19 protein-coding genes are annotated in these 17,386 nt (G+C 52.6%); 5 read left to right on the top strand and 14 right to left on the bottom strand.

What is annotated here, in order from left to right; translation table 11 throughout:
* Positions 1 to 112 precede the first annotated feature (112 nt).
* The 5 genes from AWR26_RS03675 to budA form a co-directional block, all read right to left on the bottom strand.
* Entirely contained in the window at positions 113 to 1,666 is a 1,554-nt protein-coding gene (locus AWR26_RS03675) for an MFS transporter (RefSeq protein WP_064563670.1), read from the bottom strand.
* Positions 1,667 to 2,071: 405 nt separating this feature from the next.
* A complete protein-coding gene (locus AWR26_RS03670) occupies positions 2,072 to 2,239 on the bottom strand; it encodes a hypothetical protein (protein WP_007370169.1) in 168 nt (55 codons plus the stop codon).
* Positions 2,240 to 2,483: 244 nt separating this feature from the next.
* Entirely contained in the window at positions 2,484 to 3,254 is a 771-nt protein-coding gene (locus AWR26_RS03665) for a (S)-acetoin forming diacetyl reductase (RefSeq protein ID WP_064563668.1), read from the bottom strand.
* 17 nt (positions 3,255 to 3,271) lie between these two features.
* Complete coding sequence (alsS, locus tag AWR26_RS03660) at positions 3,272 to 4,951, bottom strand: acetolactate synthase AlsS (RefSeq protein WP_064563666.1); 1,680 nt, start codon at positions 4,949 to 4,951, stop codon at positions 3,272 to 3,274.
* Between the two features lie 22 nt (positions 4,952 to 4,973).
* Positions 4,974 to 5,753, bottom strand: coding sequence for an acetolactate decarboxylase (budA, locus tag AWR26_RS03655; protein ID WP_064563664.1), 780 nt, complete (start codon positions 5,751 to 5,753; stop codon positions 4,974 to 4,976).
* Positions 5,754 to 5,860: 107 nt separating this feature from the next.
* Here budA and AWR26_RS03650 point away from each other — a divergent pair, with 107 nt between their 5' ends.
* Complete coding sequence (locus tag AWR26_RS03650) at positions 5,861 to 6,733, top strand: LysR family transcriptional regulator (protein ID WP_064563662.1); 873 nt, start codon at positions 5,861 to 5,863, stop codon at positions 6,731 to 6,733.
* A gap of 35 nt (positions 6,734 to 6,768) precedes the next feature.
* On the opposite strand, the gene AWR26_RS03645 is transcribed toward AWR26_RS03650, so the two are convergent.
* From AWR26_RS03645 to AWR26_RS03635, 3 genes are read right to left on the bottom strand one after another with little or no spacing between them, the layout of a single operon-like run.
* Positions 6,769 to 7,125, bottom strand: a complete 357-nt coding sequence (locus AWR26_RS03645; protein WP_064563660.1) for a DUF1971 domain-containing protein — start codon at positions 7,123 to 7,125, stop codon at positions 6,769 to 6,771.
* Between the two features lie 23 nt (positions 7,126 to 7,148).
* Entirely contained in the window at positions 7,149 to 7,478 is a 330-nt protein-coding gene (locus AWR26_RS03640) for a DUF1869 domain-containing protein (RefSeq protein WP_064563656.1), read from the bottom strand.
* Positions 7,479 to 7,488: 10 nt separating this feature from the next.
* Positions 7,489 to 7,821, bottom strand: a complete 333-nt coding sequence (locus AWR26_RS03635; protein WP_064563654.1) for a DUF1971 domain-containing protein — start codon at positions 7,819 to 7,821, stop codon at positions 7,489 to 7,491.
* A 212-nt stretch (positions 7,822 to 8,033) separates the two neighbouring features.
* Between AWR26_RS03635 and AWR26_RS03630 the strand changes: the two genes are divergently transcribed.
* Positions 8,034 to 8,621: a flavin reductase family protein gene (locus tag AWR26_RS03630; protein ID WP_064563652.1), complete on the top strand. Its 588-nt coding sequence runs from the start codon at positions 8,034 to 8,036 to the stop codon at positions 8,619 to 8,621.
* 42 nt (positions 8,622 to 8,663) lie between these two features.
* Here the strand turns inward: AWR26_RS03630 and AWR26_RS03625 are convergent, their stop codons facing one another.
* From AWR26_RS03625 to AWR26_RS03610, 4 genes are all read right to left on the bottom strand, one after another.
* Complete coding sequence (locus AWR26_RS03625) at positions 8,664 to 9,749, bottom strand: pectinesterase family protein (RefSeq protein ID WP_074922553.1); 1,086 nt, start codon at positions 9,747 to 9,749, stop codon at positions 8,664 to 8,666.
* A 387-nt stretch (positions 9,750 to 10,136) separates the two neighbouring features.
* Complete coding sequence (locus AWR26_RS03620) at positions 10,137 to 11,171, bottom strand: ABC transporter ATP-binding protein (protein WP_064563648.1); 1,035 nt, start codon at positions 11,169 to 11,171, stop codon at positions 10,137 to 10,139.
* 1 nt (position 11,172) lies between these two features.
* The gene (locus AWR26_RS03615; RefSeq protein ID WP_043956552.1) at positions 11,173 to 12,747 is read right to left on the bottom strand and encodes an ABC transporter permease; all 1,575 of its coding nucleotides are present in this window, start codon (positions 12,745 to 12,747) and stop codon (positions 11,173 to 11,175) included.
* A 22-nt stretch (positions 12,748 to 12,769) separates the two neighbouring features.
* Positions 12,770 to 13,786: an iron ABC transporter substrate-binding protein gene (locus AWR26_RS03610; RefSeq protein WP_064563646.1), complete on the bottom strand. Its 1,017-nt coding sequence runs from the start codon at positions 13,784 to 13,786 to the stop codon at positions 12,770 to 12,772.
* A gap of 342 nt (positions 13,787 to 14,128) precedes the next feature.
* On the opposite strand from AWR26_RS03610, the gene AWR26_RS03605 reads away from it, so the two are divergent.
* Complete coding sequence (locus tag AWR26_RS03605) at positions 14,129 to 14,365, top strand: hypothetical protein (protein ID WP_064563644.1); 237 nt, start codon at positions 14,129 to 14,131, stop codon at positions 14,363 to 14,365.
* Positions 14,366 to 14,712: 347 nt separating this feature from the next.
* Here the strand turns inward: AWR26_RS03605 and AWR26_RS03600 are convergent, their stop codons facing one another.
* Positions 14,713 to 15,204 carry a hypothetical protein gene (locus tag AWR26_RS03600; RefSeq protein ID WP_227122299.1) on the bottom strand — a complete coding sequence of 164 codons (492 nt, stop codon included), beginning with the start codon at positions 15,202 to 15,204 and terminating at the stop codon, positions 14,713 to 14,715.
* 410 nt (positions 15,205 to 15,614) lie between these two features.
* Here AWR26_RS03600 and AWR26_RS03595 point away from each other — a divergent pair, with 410 nt between their 5' ends.
* Positions 15,615 to 16,172, top strand: coding sequence for a DsbA family protein (locus AWR26_RS03595; RefSeq protein WP_064563640.1), 558 nt, complete (start codon positions 15,615 to 15,617; stop codon positions 16,170 to 16,172).
* 63 nt (positions 16,173 to 16,235) lie between these two features.
* On the top strand, positions 16,236 to 17,099 hold the full coding sequence (yghU, locus tag AWR26_RS03590; RefSeq protein WP_064563638.1) for a glutathione-dependent disulfide-bond oxidoreductase: 864 nt from the start codon (positions 16,236 to 16,238) through the stop codon (positions 17,097 to 17,099).
* A 33-nt stretch (positions 17,100 to 17,132) separates the two neighbouring features.
* Here the strand turns inward: yghU and hybG are convergent, their stop codons facing one another.
* A complete protein-coding gene (hybG, locus tag AWR26_RS03585; protein WP_043956546.1) occupies positions 17,133 to 17,384 on the bottom strand; it encodes a hydrogenase maturation factor HybG in 252 nt (83 codons plus the stop codon).
* Between the last annotated feature and the right edge of the window lie 2 nt (positions 17,385 to 17,386).

Below are 17,386 nucleotides of genomic sequence, written 5' to 3'. Positions count from 1 at the left end.
CTACGCATGACTGTATTGTTACAATTTTTAGCTGGCAACGCTGATGATATTTATCGCCGCCCGGAAAACTTTCCATCTGGTTATTTCCCGGGCGGCGCTTTACTTACGCCAGTTATTTCCGTAGCGCCACCGCGTTATTTAGCGTGACCGGTTCAGACTGGCTCGCAGAATCTTTACACCACAGTTTTTCATAGGCATAACCGGTCAGATCTTCCACCACCTCCCGCGCTTGCGGCGCAACATTCTGTTTCAGACCGTTCGCTTTCAGACGATCGAGTTCATCAACGAAAATCTTATGCGTGCGCTTGTTCAAATGGAATGTCAGCGCCTGCCACAATGCCACCAGCAATAACCCAACGGTGCCGACAAACAGCAGCATCACAATGGTGGTCACCGCTTCCTGCGGCTGTACCTGGCTGCCTTTAACGAAGCCGCCGCTTTGCAGCAACAGACCAACAATAAAGGTGGCAATCGCGACGGTGGTTTTGCGTGAGAAAGTCATGACGGCGGCAAATAGCCCTTCCCGCCGCTGGCCGGAAATCATTTCGTCAATATCCGGAATGAACGGGAAAACGTTCCACGGCGTGAACTCCAGCACACAGCGACCAACCTGGTACACCCCGGCAAGAATCACCAGCAATACCACTTTGTTCTCCGTCGGGAACTGGTACACCAGGAAGAAACCGCCCAGGCACAGGATCATCACGCTGTAGGCGAAAACATAAAGCCGCGATGGGCCGTACTTAATCATCGCCACGCCCGCCGCCAGCGTTACCGGCAGCCCGACAATACTCATCGACAGCAGGGTTCCCGCCAGTGAGGAGGAGACGTGCAGGCAGTAGACGCAGAAGAAAACAAACACCGTGTTATAGACGTCTTTTGCCGTGAATGAGAACAGATAGATTGCCAGATGTTTACGGAAAGCCCGCACTTTGAGCGTTGAAGCGTAATCTTTAAACAGAGTGAAAAGCACCTGCAATTTCTGGCTCGCGCTGGTTGGCTGGTAGCTCTTTTCCATCTCCGCCAGCATTTGCGGCGTTAATTCACGTTCCCAGGTGACTCGCCAGGAAATAAACACGCAGAGCATAAACAGCACGGCAAAAACGATACCGTTAATCAGGTAGGCATCGGCGTTTTTCTCCCCCAGCCAGCCAATCAACACGCCGGGAATAAACGTGGCGAGGAATGTACCGGCAGCGGAAAGAAACATACGACAGGTAGAAAGCTTAGTGCGCTCATTAAAGTCTTTGGTCATTTCCGAAGGCAGCGTTTCCCACGGAATAAGCACCATTGCCGCGATAACTTCAAATGCCAGGTACACGGCGAGATAAAAGAGAAAATTCATCCCGTCGAGCCACAACAAAATATAAACCAGCATTAATGGTGCGCCGATTAGCAAGAAAAACCGACGGCGGCCAAATTTCTTGCCGAAATAGTTTTTGTAGAAGTGGTCGGTGAAGCGCCCCATAAATAAGCTGACGATAGCATCAACAATACGGGCAATCGCCACGATCGACGCTGCTTCAATCGGCGACAAGCCCACGAAGGTGGTATAGAAAAAGAGTAACCATGCACCAATAACGGTAAATGCGCCGCCGCCCATAATATCCGTCATGCCGTAGCCGATACTGACGGGAATGGTGACTTTCCGGTTTTTGCGGATCATAGCGTTTCTCCGCGTTTATGCAGCTTACCCGCCAGCGGGAAACCGTTAACCCAATGAGTTTGTTGTTTATTTTTCATGGACATCAAAACTCCATAAGCGAATCTTCGTTCAACCATGTCCAGCGTAAAGCCGGGATCGTTAAGGCAAATACATCACGGCTTTCACGGTATCTCCCTTATGGTTTTTGTGTCTACTACCATACAAGATAAGCTGTCTGAATTGTGACCGGAGGCGAAGGGTGTAGAAAAAAATCTCCTAAAAAGACAGAAATGAGAGGTGAAACGCAATTTCAAAATGGATTTTGGTGGGGTAAGGAAATAAAAAACCCGCCTGTTTTCGGGCGGGTTCTAATCTGGTACGCACAGTTCATTCCAGTAGCTGTAGCGCATCACCACATGGAAGCGCTCATTTTTCATCGTAAATCCATACAGAAGGGTGATAATCAAGGCCGTAGAGCAGGCCGAATGGGATCATCAGCGCCACATGGCGACCAGAATCATATTCCCCCTCCTCCACGTGCACAGGCAGCACGGGAGCAAGGCGTTCAAGCCACTGTTGCAATATTTTCTTCATCCGCGAGTTCTCCGGCTAAGGTTGACCTTTTCAGTTAAGCGCAAACGCTTCCATAACCAAAACGAGAATTTTTGCGCTGGATTGCCGAAAATCGCATATACCACGACAAATCGTTGTCGCGAACAGCTGGCGTCGATTAGCGCGGAAAAAGCCCGTTTATTGATGAGAATGATCTTCATTGCGGGATATAAAAAAGCCCCTGCGCGATCGCAGAGGCAAGGCTGTGTCCGAGCCATCAAACGTATTAGTTAAATACCATACCGCCATCAATCAGCAGGGACTGACCGGTCATATAGTCTGAATCCGGCCCTGCAAGATATGAGACGCAAGCTGCCACATCTTCAGGCTCTGACAGGCGCCCAAGCGTAATGCGTTTGGCAAACTGTTCGGTACCGTAACCGAGCGGTTTGCCCGCGGCTTCAGAGACCTGGCGATCGATTTCGGCCCACATCGGGGTTTTCACAATCCCCGGACAGTAACCGTTAACCGTGATGCCCAGCGGCGCCAGATCGCGCGCGGCGGTCTGGGTTAAACCACGCACGGCGAATTTACTTGAACTGTAAATCGCCAGTTCCGGGTTACCGACATGCCCCGCCTGTGAGCAGGCATTGATGATTTTGCCGCCGTGTTTTTCCGCTTTAAAAGCGCTGACCGCGGCCTGAATCCCCCAAATCACGCCTTTGACATTGATGTTGTAGACCTTATCCACCACTTCCGGGGTGATCGATTCAATGGGCGTTGAAGGCGCAACGCCTGCATTATTAACAATGACATCAAAGCCTTTTAGCTTGCTTCTGGCCTCTTCCACCGCGGCAAAAACCTGTTCGCGATCGGAAACATCGACTGTCACAGCAATCGCGCTGCCCTGCTGGCTGTTGATCTCGTCGGCCACGGCTTTGGCGGTGGCGGCGTTATAGTCGGCAACGGCGACGGCAAAACCATCTTTCGCCAGACGCAGAGCAATGGCTTTACCAATTCCCTGACCGGCGCCGGTCACGAATGCGACTTTTTTCATCACTTCTCCTTGGTTATTCAAAGAATCTGGTTAAGGTTGAGCTGGCCCATCAGCAGCGGGTTATCGCTGTAATCCACCGGAATGGCGACGACTGCCGGGCCCTCTGTGTCCATCGCTGCACGCAGGGTCGGTTCAAGTTCCGCCGTGCTCCCGACGGCAAAACCTTTCGCGCCAAACGCTTCGGCATAGGCTTTAAAATCCACCGGGCCGAAATTCACCCCGGAAAGACGCTGGTACTTTTTCTCTTCCTGAATCGCCACCATGTTGTAGGCGTTATCCACCCAGATGATGTGCAGCACATTCGCACCGAGACGCACAGCCGTTTCCAGCTCCATGCTGGATTGCAGAAAACCGCCATCGCCGGAAACCGACACCACTTTGCGCCCGGGGTTAACCAGCCAGGCACCAATCGCCCACGGCAGGGAGACGCCCATCGTCTGTTGACCGTTAGAAATCATCATCTGGCGAGCGCGGAAGCTGTAGAGATAGCGGGCGATCCAGATGTGAAAACTGCCCATATCGACCGTCAGCGTCACGTCGCTATTCACGATGTCCTGCATCGCCCGCACAATGCGCAGCGGATGAATGGCGAACTGACTAAGCTGCGCGCCTTTGCGGTTGAGCAAATCGCGCTGGTTGCAGCGATCAATCAAAATCTCCGACGCGCGCGGGGTGAGGATCAGCGGTTTTTCAATCTTCGACGCCAGTTTGTCCAGCGTGCTGGCGATGTCGCCAATCAGCTCAACGTCCGGAATATAGTTGCGCTCTTCATAGGCGGGCAGCACATCAATGTGCACCAGTCTGGCGTTGCCGGTGTTCCACATCGCAGGTTCATATTCCACCGGGCTGTAACCAATACAGATAACCAGATCCGCCAGATGCAGAAGCCGATCCCCGGCCTGGTTATTGAATAAGCCAACGCGTCCGGCAAAACGGCTGAAATGTTGCTGGTTGACTGCGCCTGCCGCCTGGTAAGTGCTGGTGACCGGAATGTGACTTTTTTCCAGCAGCAGATGCAACGCCTCGATATTCTCCTGTCGGCTGGCCATCAGCCCCAGCAAAAACACCGGGTTTTCCGCTGCGGCGATCATTTTTGCCACGTCGTTAATCATCGCATCCGGCGCAGCGCCTAACGCCGGAGGCGAACCGGCAGGCAGGATATTGCCGCTGGCAGGCTGATCGGCAATATCCTGCGGCAGGCTGACAAAAGCGCTGCCTGGCCGCCCCTGTTCGGCGGCGCGAAACGCATTCGATACCACTTCGGCAATGGCATCAGAAGAAGGAACTTCTACAGCGTATTTGGTCACCGGGCTAAACATCGCGACGGTATCCATGCTTTGGTGCACCAGTTTGGCTTTGTCGGCGCGTTTTACCGCGCCGCCCAGCGCCACCACCGGATCGCCTTCGCTGTTCGCGGTCGCCATACCAGTGATAAGGTTGGAGCAGCCGGGCCCGGAGGTGACCAGCGCCACGCCCGCCTTGCCGGTAATGCGTCCGACCGCACCCGCCATAAAGGCAGCATTGGCTTCGTGACGAACCGGAATTATTTTGATGGATGAATCCAGAAGGGAGTCAAAAACTTTATCGATTTTCGCGCCTGGAATGCCGAAAACCTGTTTAACGCCCTGAGCTTCCAGTTGTTTCACCACCATGTCGGCGCCATGCGCCCACTGCTGCGTATGGTTTTCATTGCTCATTAGTCACTCCTTTGTCTCTGTTTCAGCTTTCTACCGAACGAATTGCGGCATCGAGATTATCCGGATGCAGATCGGCCTGAAGAAACGCCGCATCCGCAGGTAAATCAACCATCAGTTTATGAATCTCACCGAAGGTCAACGTGCCGTGATCCAACTGATAATCCAGCAAATGACCACCGCCGCGCCGATCATCGGTAATAAAGTGTTCGTGATAACCGGCAACATTGATTCCCTGCATATGCTGCGGCGTACGGAAACCGACCAATACGCCCGCGCGGCTGTTAAAGCGAAACACCGGCTGATCGTCGAGCACGTCGGTCATCGCCCGGTAAGGTGGCGTCTGGCGCGGCACGGTGCGGGTGTGCGCGTGGCGAAAATGGCCCTCAATGCGCAGGGCGCAAAAAAGGTTGTCGGAAGGAATCTGTTTATCAATGATCTCGTGCAATTGTTGACGGCTGACGGGAGCATCGAACTGCTGGCTGTAGCTCGGCCGGAACCAGGTCATCACGGCAAACGGCGTTTTTTGCTCGGGGCGCGCCTCCCTGGCGCTGCCATCTGCACGCAACTGATAGACCTCGCTGTTGAAGGCAATCAGTTCGCCATCCAGTTCATTAAACGTGCCGAGTCCAAAATCGCCGTGATTGAGTAAATCCTTAATCGTGGTATTTCCTTCGTAAACCCCACTTAATAGCGCACTCATTAGCGATGTTTGATATATCACACATTCAGGTTTGCTTTTAGAAAAAGCACGAATTGTTTCACTTAAATTTTCTTTGCAGGAACAATCATTTAGATTAGTCATCCTCTAATACCTCATTGAGTAGACCTTTAGAAAAGCTGATTAAATATTGACTCGTTTCAGCGAGAGATTCCAATATACAAACCATCACGGTTTGAGATGTTTTCGATATGGAACTTCGTTATCTACGCTATTTTGTCGCCGTTGCGCAGACGCAACATTTCACCCGCGCAGCAGAAATGCTGGGCATGTCGCAGCCGCCGCTGAGCCAGCAAATTCGCCGTCTTGAGCAAGAAGTGGGGACGCCGTTATTTCACCGATTAACGCGCGGCGTGGAGCTCACCGATGCGGGCGAAGCCTTCTACGAAGATGCCTGCCAGATCCTCGCCTTAAGTGATGCCGCACTGGAAAAAGCCAAAGGCATCGCGCGCGGGATCAACGGCAAGCTCTATCTTGGCGTGACCAGTTCCAACGCTTTTCACATCCGTATTTTTGCCGTGCTGCGCCAGTTTCAGCATGACTATCCGCAGGTCATGCTCCATCAGAAAGAGGACAATATGGCGACGCTCATGCAGGAGCTGGATGAAGGGCTGATCGACGTTGCTTTTGTGCGCCTGCCCTGTGAAAACAGCAAAATATTTAATCTGAAATTGATTGATGAAGAGCCGATGCTGATTGCGTTGCACCGCTCACATCCGCTGGCCGATGAAGCCGAACTCGCGCTGTCGGAGCTGTGCGACACGCCTTTGGTGATCTTCCCACAGATGGTGGCGCCGGGGCTGTACGAACTGATTTACAATGCCTGTCTGCGCGCCGGCATCGACATGAGCCACCCGCAGCAGGCATCGCAATTTTCTTCATCGCTGAGCATGGTCAGCGCAGGATTTGGTTTCGCCATTGTCCCGCAATCCATGTCCTGCTTTAGTCATCCGCTGGTGACGTTCCACCGCATCAAAGGTGAAGTGTTGAAAACAGACGTGGCGCTGGCGTGGAGGAAATTCGAGCGTTCACCGGCAGTGAAGCGGTTTATTGATAACTTCTGAACGAAAACGCCCGGTCAGCCCCGGGCGCGTGGCGTTTAGCTGCGGTGCGTATTGACCACCTGACCGATCCCTTTTCCTTCCAGCGCTTCGTGCGGATCGGCAAAGAAATCGATATTGAAGTACGTGTCATCGGTAAGTAATTCAATGTGATGCCAGTATTGCGGCGGGCTGATGCCAAAGTGCCCGGCTTCAATCACCACTTCCACTTCCGGCGTGGTGTCGTGCTCACCGGCAAAACCGAAATACTTCACTGCGCCCTGCATTACCGACAAACGGCCATAAACGCCCTTTTTGGTATTGTGATGAGTGAGCAGCGCCTGCGGTACCGTCTCTTTCGTCCAGAACGGCGTGGAGCGGGTATGGCGGAAGTGAAGCGGAATTTGATATGCCATCGAAAACCTCCTGAAGTGTCGAATTACCAGCCGCACACATTGGTTTCTTCATCCGATTCGTAGCCACGGACAATGTTAATCAACTCTTTTACCGAGTCGGCGGCATTAAGCGGATCTTTCAATGCATCAAGGCTGGAAAATTCTTTATCGACAGAAACGCCATTATTGTTGTTCGTGACCGTCAGAACATATTCACTGTTATTTTCGCTAAAGCCGGAAGTCAGCTCAGCAACCGCTTCTACGGCAACATCCGGCACATATAATGACATCGGCTTCAGCCATATTTTTTCTTTCGTTTCATGCTTGCCGGAATGAGAAACCGCTAAAGAATAACCTTTATTTTCAGTCGTCATGATAAATACCTCACTCTTCCAGCAAAATTTTCGAGTCAACATAGAAATCGACGCTAAATATTGTGTCGTCGGTTAATGCTTCAATGTTGTGCCATTTTTCCGGCGGAAAGACGGCAAATTCCCCGGCATTGATTGTCACGGTTTCTACCGGTTGCGGGCTGGTTTCATCCGCGTAACCGTTATAGCGGATCGCCCCTTGCGACACGCTCAGTCGCGGGTAAACACCCTGCCTTGTACCGGCGTCCAGATGGCGTTTCCAGATAGACGCCGGGGCGGTTTCTTTCGTCCAGAACGGCGTCGTGCGGGTGTGAACATAGTTTGCGGGTATGGCAATACGTTGCATGTTTCATCCTCAAAGTTCTCGGCAAGCGGTGCTCACCGGGAGGGGGAAAAGAATATGTTGCATATCATATACCTCTTTTAAAATTTGTGGTCTACTTTTTTTAGTGGCTATTTCTTGCTAATTTTCACTACTCAAAAAGGGTTATTGTAAAAGACCATCAGCAGGGTGAAAAATAGTCTCATTACGACTTTAAATATAAGAGAAAAGAGACAATGAAAAGCAAATCAAAACTCAATTCATTCTATTACGGCTTTCCTGTGTTTATGGTTACCACGCAAGATAGCGAAGGGAAAAATAATATCTGCGCCGCCTCATCATCTATTTCACTCGGTGAGAAAATCATTATTGGAATAAGTAAGGGGAGCAAAACACACAGTAATTTAGTGGCCGGTTCCGATGCGGTCATCAATATTCCCGATCATACCCTGTGGGAGAAAGTCGAGCAGGTTGGCAGGTTGACCGGCGGCGATACGCTGTCGGAAAACCAGACCAAATGGGGCGTGGAAATCTGCCATGATAAATTCGCCAAAGCCGGGCTGAATGCGGAAGCCTCAATTGACATTGCTCCGCCGCGCATTGCTGAATGCCCGATTCAGGCGGAATGCCGCTTAGTGTCCATCAGTGATAAAGGCCGTTTTATTCTCGCCGAGCTGGATATTGTCAATCTGTGGGTAGAAAACCACCTTTTAGGGGAAAACGGCATTGTCGATTCCACCCAATGGAAGCCGCTTATTTTTAATTTCCGCGAATATGACACGGTCGGCGATGCGCTGGGCTTTAACGTTAAATACGGCAATTGATGGCGAAAATCGCCCCCGTTACCGGGGGCAATGTCTGAAAATTTACTCCAACAGGGTTTTATCCCAGCCATCAAAAATCGCTGCCAGGCTGTACTGCGCCGCGTTCGCCTTCGCGAGCTGGTAGCGTGCGCCGCCCTGCCCGGCGCCAGGCCCACGATTGTCGGACTCATAAAAACGGCTATCTTCCGGGTAGAACCAGATTTTATTTCCGGCTTTATCTTTGCCGGACATTTTGTCCCAGCCGTAAATATGGTCGTCAATCTCGCAGTGAATAAACGCCGCCAGGCCAATGGCATGCGGATCGGCATAACGCCCGTCACTGAATTCAGTGGTTGGATGCCATGGACGCCCGAGCGCAAAGCTGTTTGCCGGTACGCCCGGCTCTTTGCTTAATTTACTGTTGATAATAAACAAGCCAAATTTCTGATCCTGTTGGGTGGCGGGCGCAGTGATATAGCCGTACGGCGGGTCAATATCATTGCGGTTGCGGGCAATAATGTCGCAGCGATCAAACACCGCAATGCCAGGGCCAAAGATAAAATCGACATGACCGCTCACTTCACAATCGGTGAAATAACTGCGGCTGCCGCTTTTGCTGTAGAACGTGTCCTGATACCCCTCCAGCCGGACATGGCGGAAACGCGCCTTATCCGCGCCTTCAGAAATCATCAGCGCTACCGCCTGCGTATCTTTCAGCTTTTTCGGATCGGTATCCGCCAGCGCGGCATTAGCCGGAAAATCAAAGCTGTTGCGGATGGTCAGATTCTCGATCGTCACGCCGGTGGCGCGGATCTCCACCGTGCTGGTACGCCCGGTTCCCCACTTTTTCCCGCTGGCATCCAGCGCGCCCGCCGGGGTATTCGCTTCAATCTGCGTCCGATCTTTTGACTGCCCCACCAGCGTGACCGGTTTTTCAATCACCAGCCGCTCGTTCCAGCGTCCCTCTTTGATCAGAATGCGCCACGGCGTCCCGCTTTTCGGCGCAGCGGCCAGCGCCTGGCTGATGGAGGCAAACTCGCCCGCCTGCGGCGTGGCGGAAACGACCGCGTTCCACTCTCCTGCCAGCGCAGCGAACGGGCTGGTGCCAATACAAGCCAGCAACAGAGCGGAATAGTGCAATGTCTTCATCAAAACTCTCCTTCGTTTTTTAGTGTGTCAGTCGGCACGCACAACGAAGGTGTTTGGCGAATTTGTCGGACCAGCAGCGTGGCGGCATTTGCTATTACGGGCAGACAGCCCAACAGCGCAGTAAATCCCAGAGTGTATTGCACAGGCATTCTCCTGAAACAGATCCTCCCGGCCTGACAGCACCGGCGTAAGCGAAAGTTTCTGTTTCTGGAAAAAGCGAAGTTAATAAAATGCCGGAACGCGCAATGCATATCCGGCTAAAAGAAGGTATTAATTATTATAGGGAAAAATCAAAATGAAGTTTTACACACTAAAAAACATCGTTTTGAGATCAAATTCAAAAATATGACAATGGGCAAACAAGCCCGCTGCAAAGCGGGCGGGCGATCACACAGCAAACACGCGCGCGCAGCCGTTAATCTGGATATTAACCTTCATACCCGGCAACCAGCCTGGCCGGGTAACGGTCTGCACGGTAATCTGTTCGTCTGTATGCGCAAAAGCGAGCGTCAGCGCGGAGAGGTAACCGACGAAATCGATATCCACAATGTGCGCCTGCGGCAGCCCCGCTGCGCTATCGCACGGCTCGACGCTGATTTGCTCCGGGCGCAGCATAATACGCCGCGCGCCGGAAACCGACGCATCATCAACCGGAATGTCGCCAAGCTGGCAGCGCGCTTTTCCTTGCGCCACCTCGGCTGGCATTATCAGCGCGTCGCCTAAAAACAGCGCGGTTTCTTCATCCGCAGGCTGCGAATAGACTTCAAAGGGCGAACCAATCTGGGCAAAGCGTCCGTGGCGGATCACCGCAATCTGGCTGGCGAATGACAACGCCTCTTTCTGATCGTGAGTGACCAGAATCGACGCTACGCCCGCCTGAGTCAGTAAATCTGCCGTCGCTTTACGCGTGGCGGCACGCAAACCGGTATCCAGCGCGGAGAAAGGTTCATCGAGCAGCATCAGCGATGGCTGCTGCGCCAGCGCACGCGCCAGAGCGACGCGCTGCTGCTGACCGCCGGAGATCTCATGCGGCCAGCGCTGAGCCAGTTTGCTATCCAGCGACACCATCGCCATTAACGCGTCCACACGCTCACGCTTCTCATGACGGGAGCCGCTCAGCCCCCAGGCAATGTTTTCCCCCACCCGCAAATGCGGGAACAACGCACCTTCTTGCGGAACAAAACCAATTTTACGTTGATGGGCGGGAACAAACTGATCGCCAGCAAATAGCGGCTTTCCGTGCATCATTATCTGCCCGCTGTCTGGCCGCTCAAACCCGGCAATCAACCGCAGTAACGTGGTTTTTCCCGAGCCAGACGGGCCAACAATCGCCGTACGACTGCCGGGTGGAATAAGCAGGTTCACACTGTCCAGTACACGTGCGGAGCCAAAGGATTTGGAAATATTGCTCAGTTCTAACATCTTAAAGACCCGACAGTTTTTGTGATTGCTTATAGAGAAGGCCGGTCAACGGCAGGGAAATCAAAATCATCAGCAGCGCGTAGGGCGAGGCCGCAACATAATCGATCTCGCTGGTGAGCGCCCAGAAACCGGTCGCCAGCGTGCGGGTGCCAAGCGGCGAAAGCAGTAGCGTGGCGGTCAGTTCATTGCTGACACCGAGAAAGACAAGCGCCGCCGCCGCTGCAGCACCTGGAGCCGCCAGCCGCAGCGTGACGCTCAATAGCGCTCTGCCGGGCGAAGTGCCAAGGCTTTGCGCCACCTGTTCCAGTTCCACCGGCGCTTGCGCAATTCCGGCGCGCAGATTGATGAGCGCTCTCGGCATTAGCATCAGCATATACGCCAGAAACAGTGTGACTTCGGTTTGGTAAATCGGCCGGGCATAATGGATAGTGACGGTGACCAGCGCCAGCGCGACAACGATGCCTGGCAGCGAACTGGTGACGTAGTTGCATCCCTCCAGCACGCGGATCAGCGGACGCGGATGGCGCACCGCCAGCCAGGCCGTCGGCAGCGCAAACGCGGTTGTCAGCAGTGCACCGCAAAAGGCCAGAAACAGCGTCTGGCGCAGAGAAAGCCACAAATCGGCGCTGGACCAGTTCGCCAACCCGCCAAGCCACAGCCAGCGGGCAAGCACCACCATCGGCGTACCGAGCGCGAGAAGAGCCATCACCAGCATCAGCGCGAATCCACACGCCGAACTCCCGCGACCAAGCACAATGCGATGTTGCTGGCGCGCCGCGCCTGCACCGACGCGGGCATAACGCGCTTTACCGCGCGCGGCGGTCTCCAGTAATAACAACGCCAGGCAACAGAGAGCAAGTACGCCCGCCAGCATGTTGGCAGCCGGGCCGCTAAAGGTGGACTGAAACTGGTCATAAATGGCGGTGGTGAAGGTATCAAAACGGATCATCACGAACAGGCCATATTCCGCCAGTAAATGCAGCGCAACCAGCAACGCACCGCCGCAAATTGCCAGTTTGAGTTGCGGCAAAACCACACGGAAAAAGATGCGCCATGGCGGCGTTCCCAGCGAGGCGGCTACATCTTCAAGGCCCGGATCCAGCCGACGCAATACGGCGGCTACCGGCATATAAATAAAGGGAAAATAGGCCAGCACCGCGAGAAAAACGGCGGCGGGCAAACCATTGAAACCCGGCGCGACACTGACCCAGGCATAACTTTGCACAAACGCCGGGATCGCCAGCGGCGCAACGGCCAGCAGCGACCAGACGCGCCGGCCAGGCAGCGTGGTTCGCTCCGTCAACCAGGCCATGGCAATTCCTGCCGCCACACAGGCCGGAACAGCGCAGACAATCAGCAAAAAGGTGTTGTTGAGTAGCTCACCAACGCGCGGGCGAAAAATGAGCGCCTTCACCGTCGGCCACCCGGTATCAATACCCACCCCAATAACAAATCCCACGGGCAGTAAAGCAAGCAGTGCCGCAAAAGTGGCTAATACCACCAGCACCCCGGAAGGGCGACGCCGGACGGTTTGGCTGGCCGCGCGGCGTGTCGCCGGAAGACTCAAACTGGACATAAGACGCTCATTCATACCGCAATTACAGAAGACCGGCCTCGGTCATTAACTCGCTCACTTTTTTGCTGTTCAGCGCAGAAGGCTCCACTTTTGGCGCATCCAGTTGATTCAGCGGCACCAGTTTCGCGTTGGAAGCTGCGCCCGCACCGACAGCATATTCAAAAGCGGTATTGGTACGCAGCATATCCTGCCCGGTTTTACCGGTGATCCACTTGATGAAGGCCTGCGCCTGTTTCTGGTGCTTACTGGAAGCTAAAACACCGCCGCCGGAAATGCTGACGAAGGCGCCCGGATCCTGATGCTTAAAGTAGTGAAGCTGGGTGTTTTTGCTGTTTTCGCCGGTTTTGGCCTGATCAACAAAGTAGTAGTAGTGGTAGATAACGCCGCCATCAATCTGCCCGGCATTTACCGCTTTTAAGACAGTACTGTTGCCTTTATAAGGCACGAAATTGGTCTTCATGGCTTTCAGCCAGTCGAGCGTGACTTTTTCACCTTTCAGCGTGAGCATCGCGCTGACAATCGCCTGGAAGTCGGCACCTGACGGAGACGCCGCCCAGCGGCCTTTCCATTCCGGTTTGGCTAAATCCATTATCGATGCCGGAAGCTGCGCCGCGCTGATTTTTGTCGGGTTATAAACAAACACCGTGCTGCGCGCGGCAATACCGATCCAGCGGCCATGCGCCGGGCGGAACTGCGCCGGAACCTGCTTCAGGGTGTCGGCATCCAGCGGCGCGAACAGGTTGGCATTATCGACCAGCGTCATGGCCGGTGAGTTTTCGGTGAGGAAGACATCAGCAGGAGAAACCTTTCCTTCCTGAACAAGCTGGTTGCCCAGTTCCGTGTCGCCGCCATTACGCAGCGTCACTTTAATACCCGTTTCTTTGGTGAATTCATCAACCCAGGATTTTGTCAGGTTTTCATGCTGCGCGTTATACACCACGATCCCGTCGTCGTTAGTGGCGGCAGAAGCCGCAGACGCGGCGAAAACCGAAGAGATGACCAGTGCGATTGAACAGAACGGCAAAAAGCGATTCTTCATCCTCATTCCTTTTAAAAATAAGTGTAATAGCCAGTGCATGCGACCCGGCGGAAGTTTAATACTAGCAAAGGTGAAATGAGAATCGAAACAATTATCAAAAAGAACGTTTTGAAATTAAACACCATAAAAAGGCGAATAACTAAATTAATATGTCAATGATTAACTACAGGATATTCTTAAGATTAAGATAACCTTAAGTTACGCAGAAATATTTCATCTATTATTAAGCATCAGGTTCTGGCAACCGTTGATTTTCTTTGAGAGGATAACAAATTAGCACCTGAACTCGCGGAATAAAATACAGGCATCGCATAACAGCCTGAAAAGGTAAACAAAATAGCTATGAAAAATAAAAAGATAGATACGATGGCAAAAGTGGCTATGCGCAGCAGAGGCTTGTCGGTGAAGGAGAGACGCGTTCGCTATCAGGGGAAAGTTTTCACATTTAAATATGTATCCGGCCACTATGAAGTGTTCTTTAACGATGAAAAGGTGGATGTTATCGAAACAGAAAACATCAATCAGGCGATTGCCGACTACAAAGAAAAACACAACAAAACCAAACGTCAGATACCGTAAAAATTAACCACATAATTAATGTGGTTGAAAAACTCATCTTCCTCATAATAACCCATCATTTACTCCGGCATATTCCTCACATAGTCAATATTAAGCCTGCTAAGCAAGTGGCGTATTCTGTCATCAGTGAAAACAGGAGCGTGTACCTTCTCGCGCGGCAGAACGCCAGACAGCCGCAATCCTCAGCGATAAATAGCTGAAGGAAAATGGCACCGATACTGACTTAAACTAAATACACACCAACGCGGCTACGATATTTAGCTCAGGCTTCCCATAACATATAAGATATATTTTATGGATAAATTCTGAATAGCCTTTACCTTTATTACGGATTTACCGCCAGAGGATTATTCCAGATCCGTCGGCTGTGATTCTCCGGGAGTGAGTGCCTGCACTTCCAGCGCAGCCTTTTTCGCTTCCTGCTTGCGTTGCACATGTTCGCTGTTTTCTTTCGCGGCCCGCGCAAGGTCTAATTCCTCCTGCGTCACTTTTTTACCGGAAAAAGCGTCAATCATTTCCGTGCTGCCGTCAGGATATTTAACAACTGTTACCAGACGCCCGCCAAATTGCGGAATGCCGGTCATTGCCAGCGAATAATCAATTTGATGATTTTCGATTTCTTTCTTTTCTGCAAGCTGCTGCTCCGCCTTTATACCCTTCGCCTCTTTATGGCTTTCGGCGCGGCTGGAGAGCGTGACTTTGGTACTTTCGTCCTGATGAGATTTGTTACCCGCTCCGTTTTCAGTAGTGGTGTGTAGATCGGCTTTGGTGGCCGTATTTTCTTGTGTTGCATTGGCAAGGTGCGTGGTTGCCTGAATCGCCTGAATCTCCTGCATCATTATCTCCGCTGCTGGTTACCCGGATAATTCGCTAATGACTCCTCCGATCTGAGTCGAAAAAAAGCCCTCATAACGATTATCGACAGCAGAGAGAAACGGATTAATAACAAATAATGATGAAATAATCAGCGCTACAGACAAAATGTAAATAAGCAAATACCGAACAATCACATTGATAATTTACGTTAAGATGGATTTATTAATTTAAATATTATTTAAGTGATCTCTTAAACGTTAATTATATACATTGCAGTAGTGTTTATTTCTTATTGTTAAAACATTCGAGTGTGGAAATGCGATAGCCAGCAAACCTCGCATGATAACCGCATCCGACGCCAAACGAACTCCCCGCGCCTGCGGCATGCTGCTACTCTCAAACTCTCACAAAATGAAAAACAGCAGGAGTGACCATGAGCCAACAACCTTTACATGCCGCACCGCTAAGCTGGGGCCACGGCCCCCGAACTTTTGAGATCTTTATCGAACCCACCTGCCCCTTCTCCGTCCGGGCGTTTAACAAACTGGAAGCGCTGTTAGAAGCCGTCGGCGAAGAGAACATGACGGTCAAAATTCGCCTGCAATCACAGCCCTGGCACCTCTTCTCTGGTGTGATTGTGCGTTGCATCCTCGCAGCATCGACGCTGCCCGATGGCAAAAACGCCGCGCATAAAGTGCTGCGCGCGGTTGCCGATCATCGTGAAGAGTTTGAATTTACGGATCATTGCAGCGGTCCGAATATGGATGCCACACCGCAGCAGATTATTGAACGCATTGAAAACTACAGCGGCGTGCAACTGGCAGAAGCTTTTGCCCGCCCGGAGCTGCAAACCGAAATCAAATGGCACTGCAAATACGCGCGCCAGAACGGCATTCATGTTTCCCCAACCTTTATGGTCAATGGGCTGGTGCAGGCCGATCTTGGCAGCGGTGATGACATCAGCGTCTGGGCGCAGCGCATCCTTGCCTGAGCCCGCGACCACTTATACTGACTTAACCTGAACTTCAACACATCAACGAAAAGGCGGACCAAAATGTCAGACAACTACCAGCCACCGAAGGTCTGGACGTGGGATAAATCCAGCGGCGGCGCTTTCGCGAATATCAACCGCCCGGTTTCCGGCCCGACGCACGACAAAACATTGCCGGTGGGCAAACACCCGCTCCAGCTCTATTCGCTCGGCACGCCGAATGGTCAGAAAGTCACGATCATGCTGGAAGAACTGCTGGCCAAAGGGGTTAGCGCGGCGGAGTACGACGCCTGGCTGATTCGTATCGGCGAAGGGGATCAATTCTCCAGCGGTTTTGTCGACGTCAACCCGAACTCTAAAATCCCGGCGCTGCGCGATCACAGCACGACGCCGCCGACGCGGGTGTTTGAATCCGGCGCGATCCTGCTGTATCTGGCAGAGAAATTCGGCCACTTCCTGCCAAAAGATCCGGCAGGACGCACGGAAACGCTGAACTGGCTGTTCTGGTTACAGGGCTCTGCGCCGTTTCTCGGCGGCGGCTTTGGCCACTTCTACAACTATGCGCCGGTTAAAATTGAGTACGCTATCAACCGCTTTACCATGGAAGCCAAACGCCAGCTGGACGTGCTGGATAAACAGCTAGCCAACCATAAATTTATTGCGGGTGATGAATACACCATTGCCGATATGGCGATTTGGCCGTGGTACGGCAACGTGGTGCTTGGCAATGTGTATGACGCCGCCGAATTCCTCGATGCGGGCAGCTATAAAAACGTGCAGCGCTGGGCACAGGAGATTTTCGCCCGCCCGGCAGTGAAACGTGGTCGTATCGTTAACCGTACGTTCGGCGCGCCGAACGAGCAGCTGCACGAACGCCATGACGCCAGCGATTTCGATACGCAGACCGAAGATAAACGCAACGCCTAATCTTCCTCGCCGGGCGGAATGCCGCCCGGTTTCTTATCTCGCTGCCAGCTCGTCGCTCTCCATTTGTCGAAGTGCCGCAAGCGTCGCCAGCGCCTCCTGCTCGTCAATAATGCTCATGGCAAAGCCAACATGTACCAGCACCCACTGACCGAGCAATTGACGTGGCGATTCTTCGCACACCAGCGCGATATTGACGTCGCGGCGCACACCACACACATCAACCTGCGCCAGTTGATGGAAATCTTCGCCAACGGCCACCACCTGGCCCGGTACGCCTATACACATCG

This window comes from Kosakonia oryzae (assembly GCF_001658025.2).
GTDB lineage: Bacteria > Pseudomonadota > Gammaproteobacteria > Enterobacterales > Enterobacteriaceae > Kosakonia > Kosakonia oryzae.
Note: the sequence above shows the minus strand (reverse complement) of the source record. Positions and strands in the feature narration are given on the sequence as shown.

Excerpts from the sequence above, each read along its gene's own strand:
- AWR26_RS03625 (WP_074922553.1), bottom strand. The coding sequence starts at position 9,749 with ATGAAGACATTGCACTATTCCGCTCTGTTGCTGGCTTGTATTGGCACC.
- AWR26_RS03630 (WP_064563652.1), top strand. The coding sequence starts at position 8,034 with ATGAAAAGCAAATCAAAACTCAATTCATTCTATTACGGCTTTCCTGTG.
- AWR26_RS03620 (WP_064563648.1), bottom strand. The coding sequence starts at position 11,171 with ATGTTAGAACTGAGCAATATTTCCAAATCCTTTGGCTCCGCACGTGTA.
- AWR26_RS03635 (WP_064563654.1), bottom strand. The coding sequence starts at position 7,821 with ATGCAACGTATTGCCATACCCGCAAACTATGTTCACACCCGCACGACG.
- AWR26_RS03610 (WP_064563646.1), bottom strand. The coding sequence starts at position 13,786 with ATGAAGAATCGCTTTTTGCCGTTCTGTTCAATCGCACTGGTCATCTCT.
- AWR26_RS03615 (WP_043956552.1), bottom strand. The coding sequence starts at position 12,747 with ATGTCCAGTTTGAGTCTTCCGGCGACACGCCGCGCGGCCAGCCAAACC.
- AWR26_RS03650 (WP_064563662.1), top strand. The coding sequence starts at position 5,861 with ATGGAACTTCGTTATCTACGCTATTTTGTCGCCGTTGCGCAGACGCAA.
- yghU (WP_064563638.1), top strand. The coding sequence starts at position 16,236 with ATGTCAGACAACTACCAGCCACCGAAGGTCTGGACGTGGGATAAATCC.
- AWR26_RS03675 (WP_064563670.1), bottom strand. The coding sequence starts at position 1,666 with ATGATCCGCAAAAACCGGAAAGTCACCATTCCCGTCAGTATCGGCTAC.
- AWR26_RS03640 (WP_064563656.1), bottom strand. The coding sequence starts at position 7,478 with ATGACGACTGAAAATAAAGGTTATTCTTTAGCGGTTTCTCATTCCGGC.
- AWR26_RS03665 (WP_064563668.1), bottom strand. The coding sequence starts at position 3,254 with ATGAAAAAAGTCGCATTCGTGACCGGCGCCGGTCAGGGAATTGGTAAA.
- AWR26_RS03645 (WP_064563660.1), bottom strand. The coding sequence starts at position 7,125 with ATGGCATATCAAATTCCGCTTCACTTCCGCCATACCCGCTCCACGCCG.
- hybG (WP_043956546.1), bottom strand. The coding sequence starts at position 17,384 with ATGTGTATAGGCGTACCGGGCCAGGTGGTGGCCGTTGGCGAAGATTTC.
- AWR26_RS03605 (WP_064563644.1), top strand. The coding sequence starts at position 14,129 with ATGAAAAATAAAAAGATAGATACGATGGCAAAAGTGGCTATGCGCAGC.
- AWR26_RS03595 (WP_064563640.1), top strand. The coding sequence starts at position 15,615 with ATGAGCCAACAACCTTTACATGCCGCACCGCTAAGCTGGGGCCACGGC.
- alsS (WP_064563666.1), bottom strand. The coding sequence starts at position 4,951 with ATGAGCAATGAAAACCATACGCAGCAGTGGGCGCATGGCGCCGACATG.
- AWR26_RS03600 (WP_227122299.1), bottom strand. The coding sequence starts at position 15,204 with ATGATGCAGGAGATTCAGGCGATTCAGGCAACCACGCACCTTGCCAAT.
- AWR26_RS03670 (WP_007370169.1), bottom strand. The coding sequence starts at position 2,239 with ATGAAGAAAATATTGCAACAGTGGCTTGAACGCCTTGCTCCCGTGCTG.
- budA (WP_064563664.1), bottom strand. The coding sequence starts at position 5,753 with ATGACTAATCTAAATGATTGTTCCTGCAAAGAAAATTTAAGTGAAACA.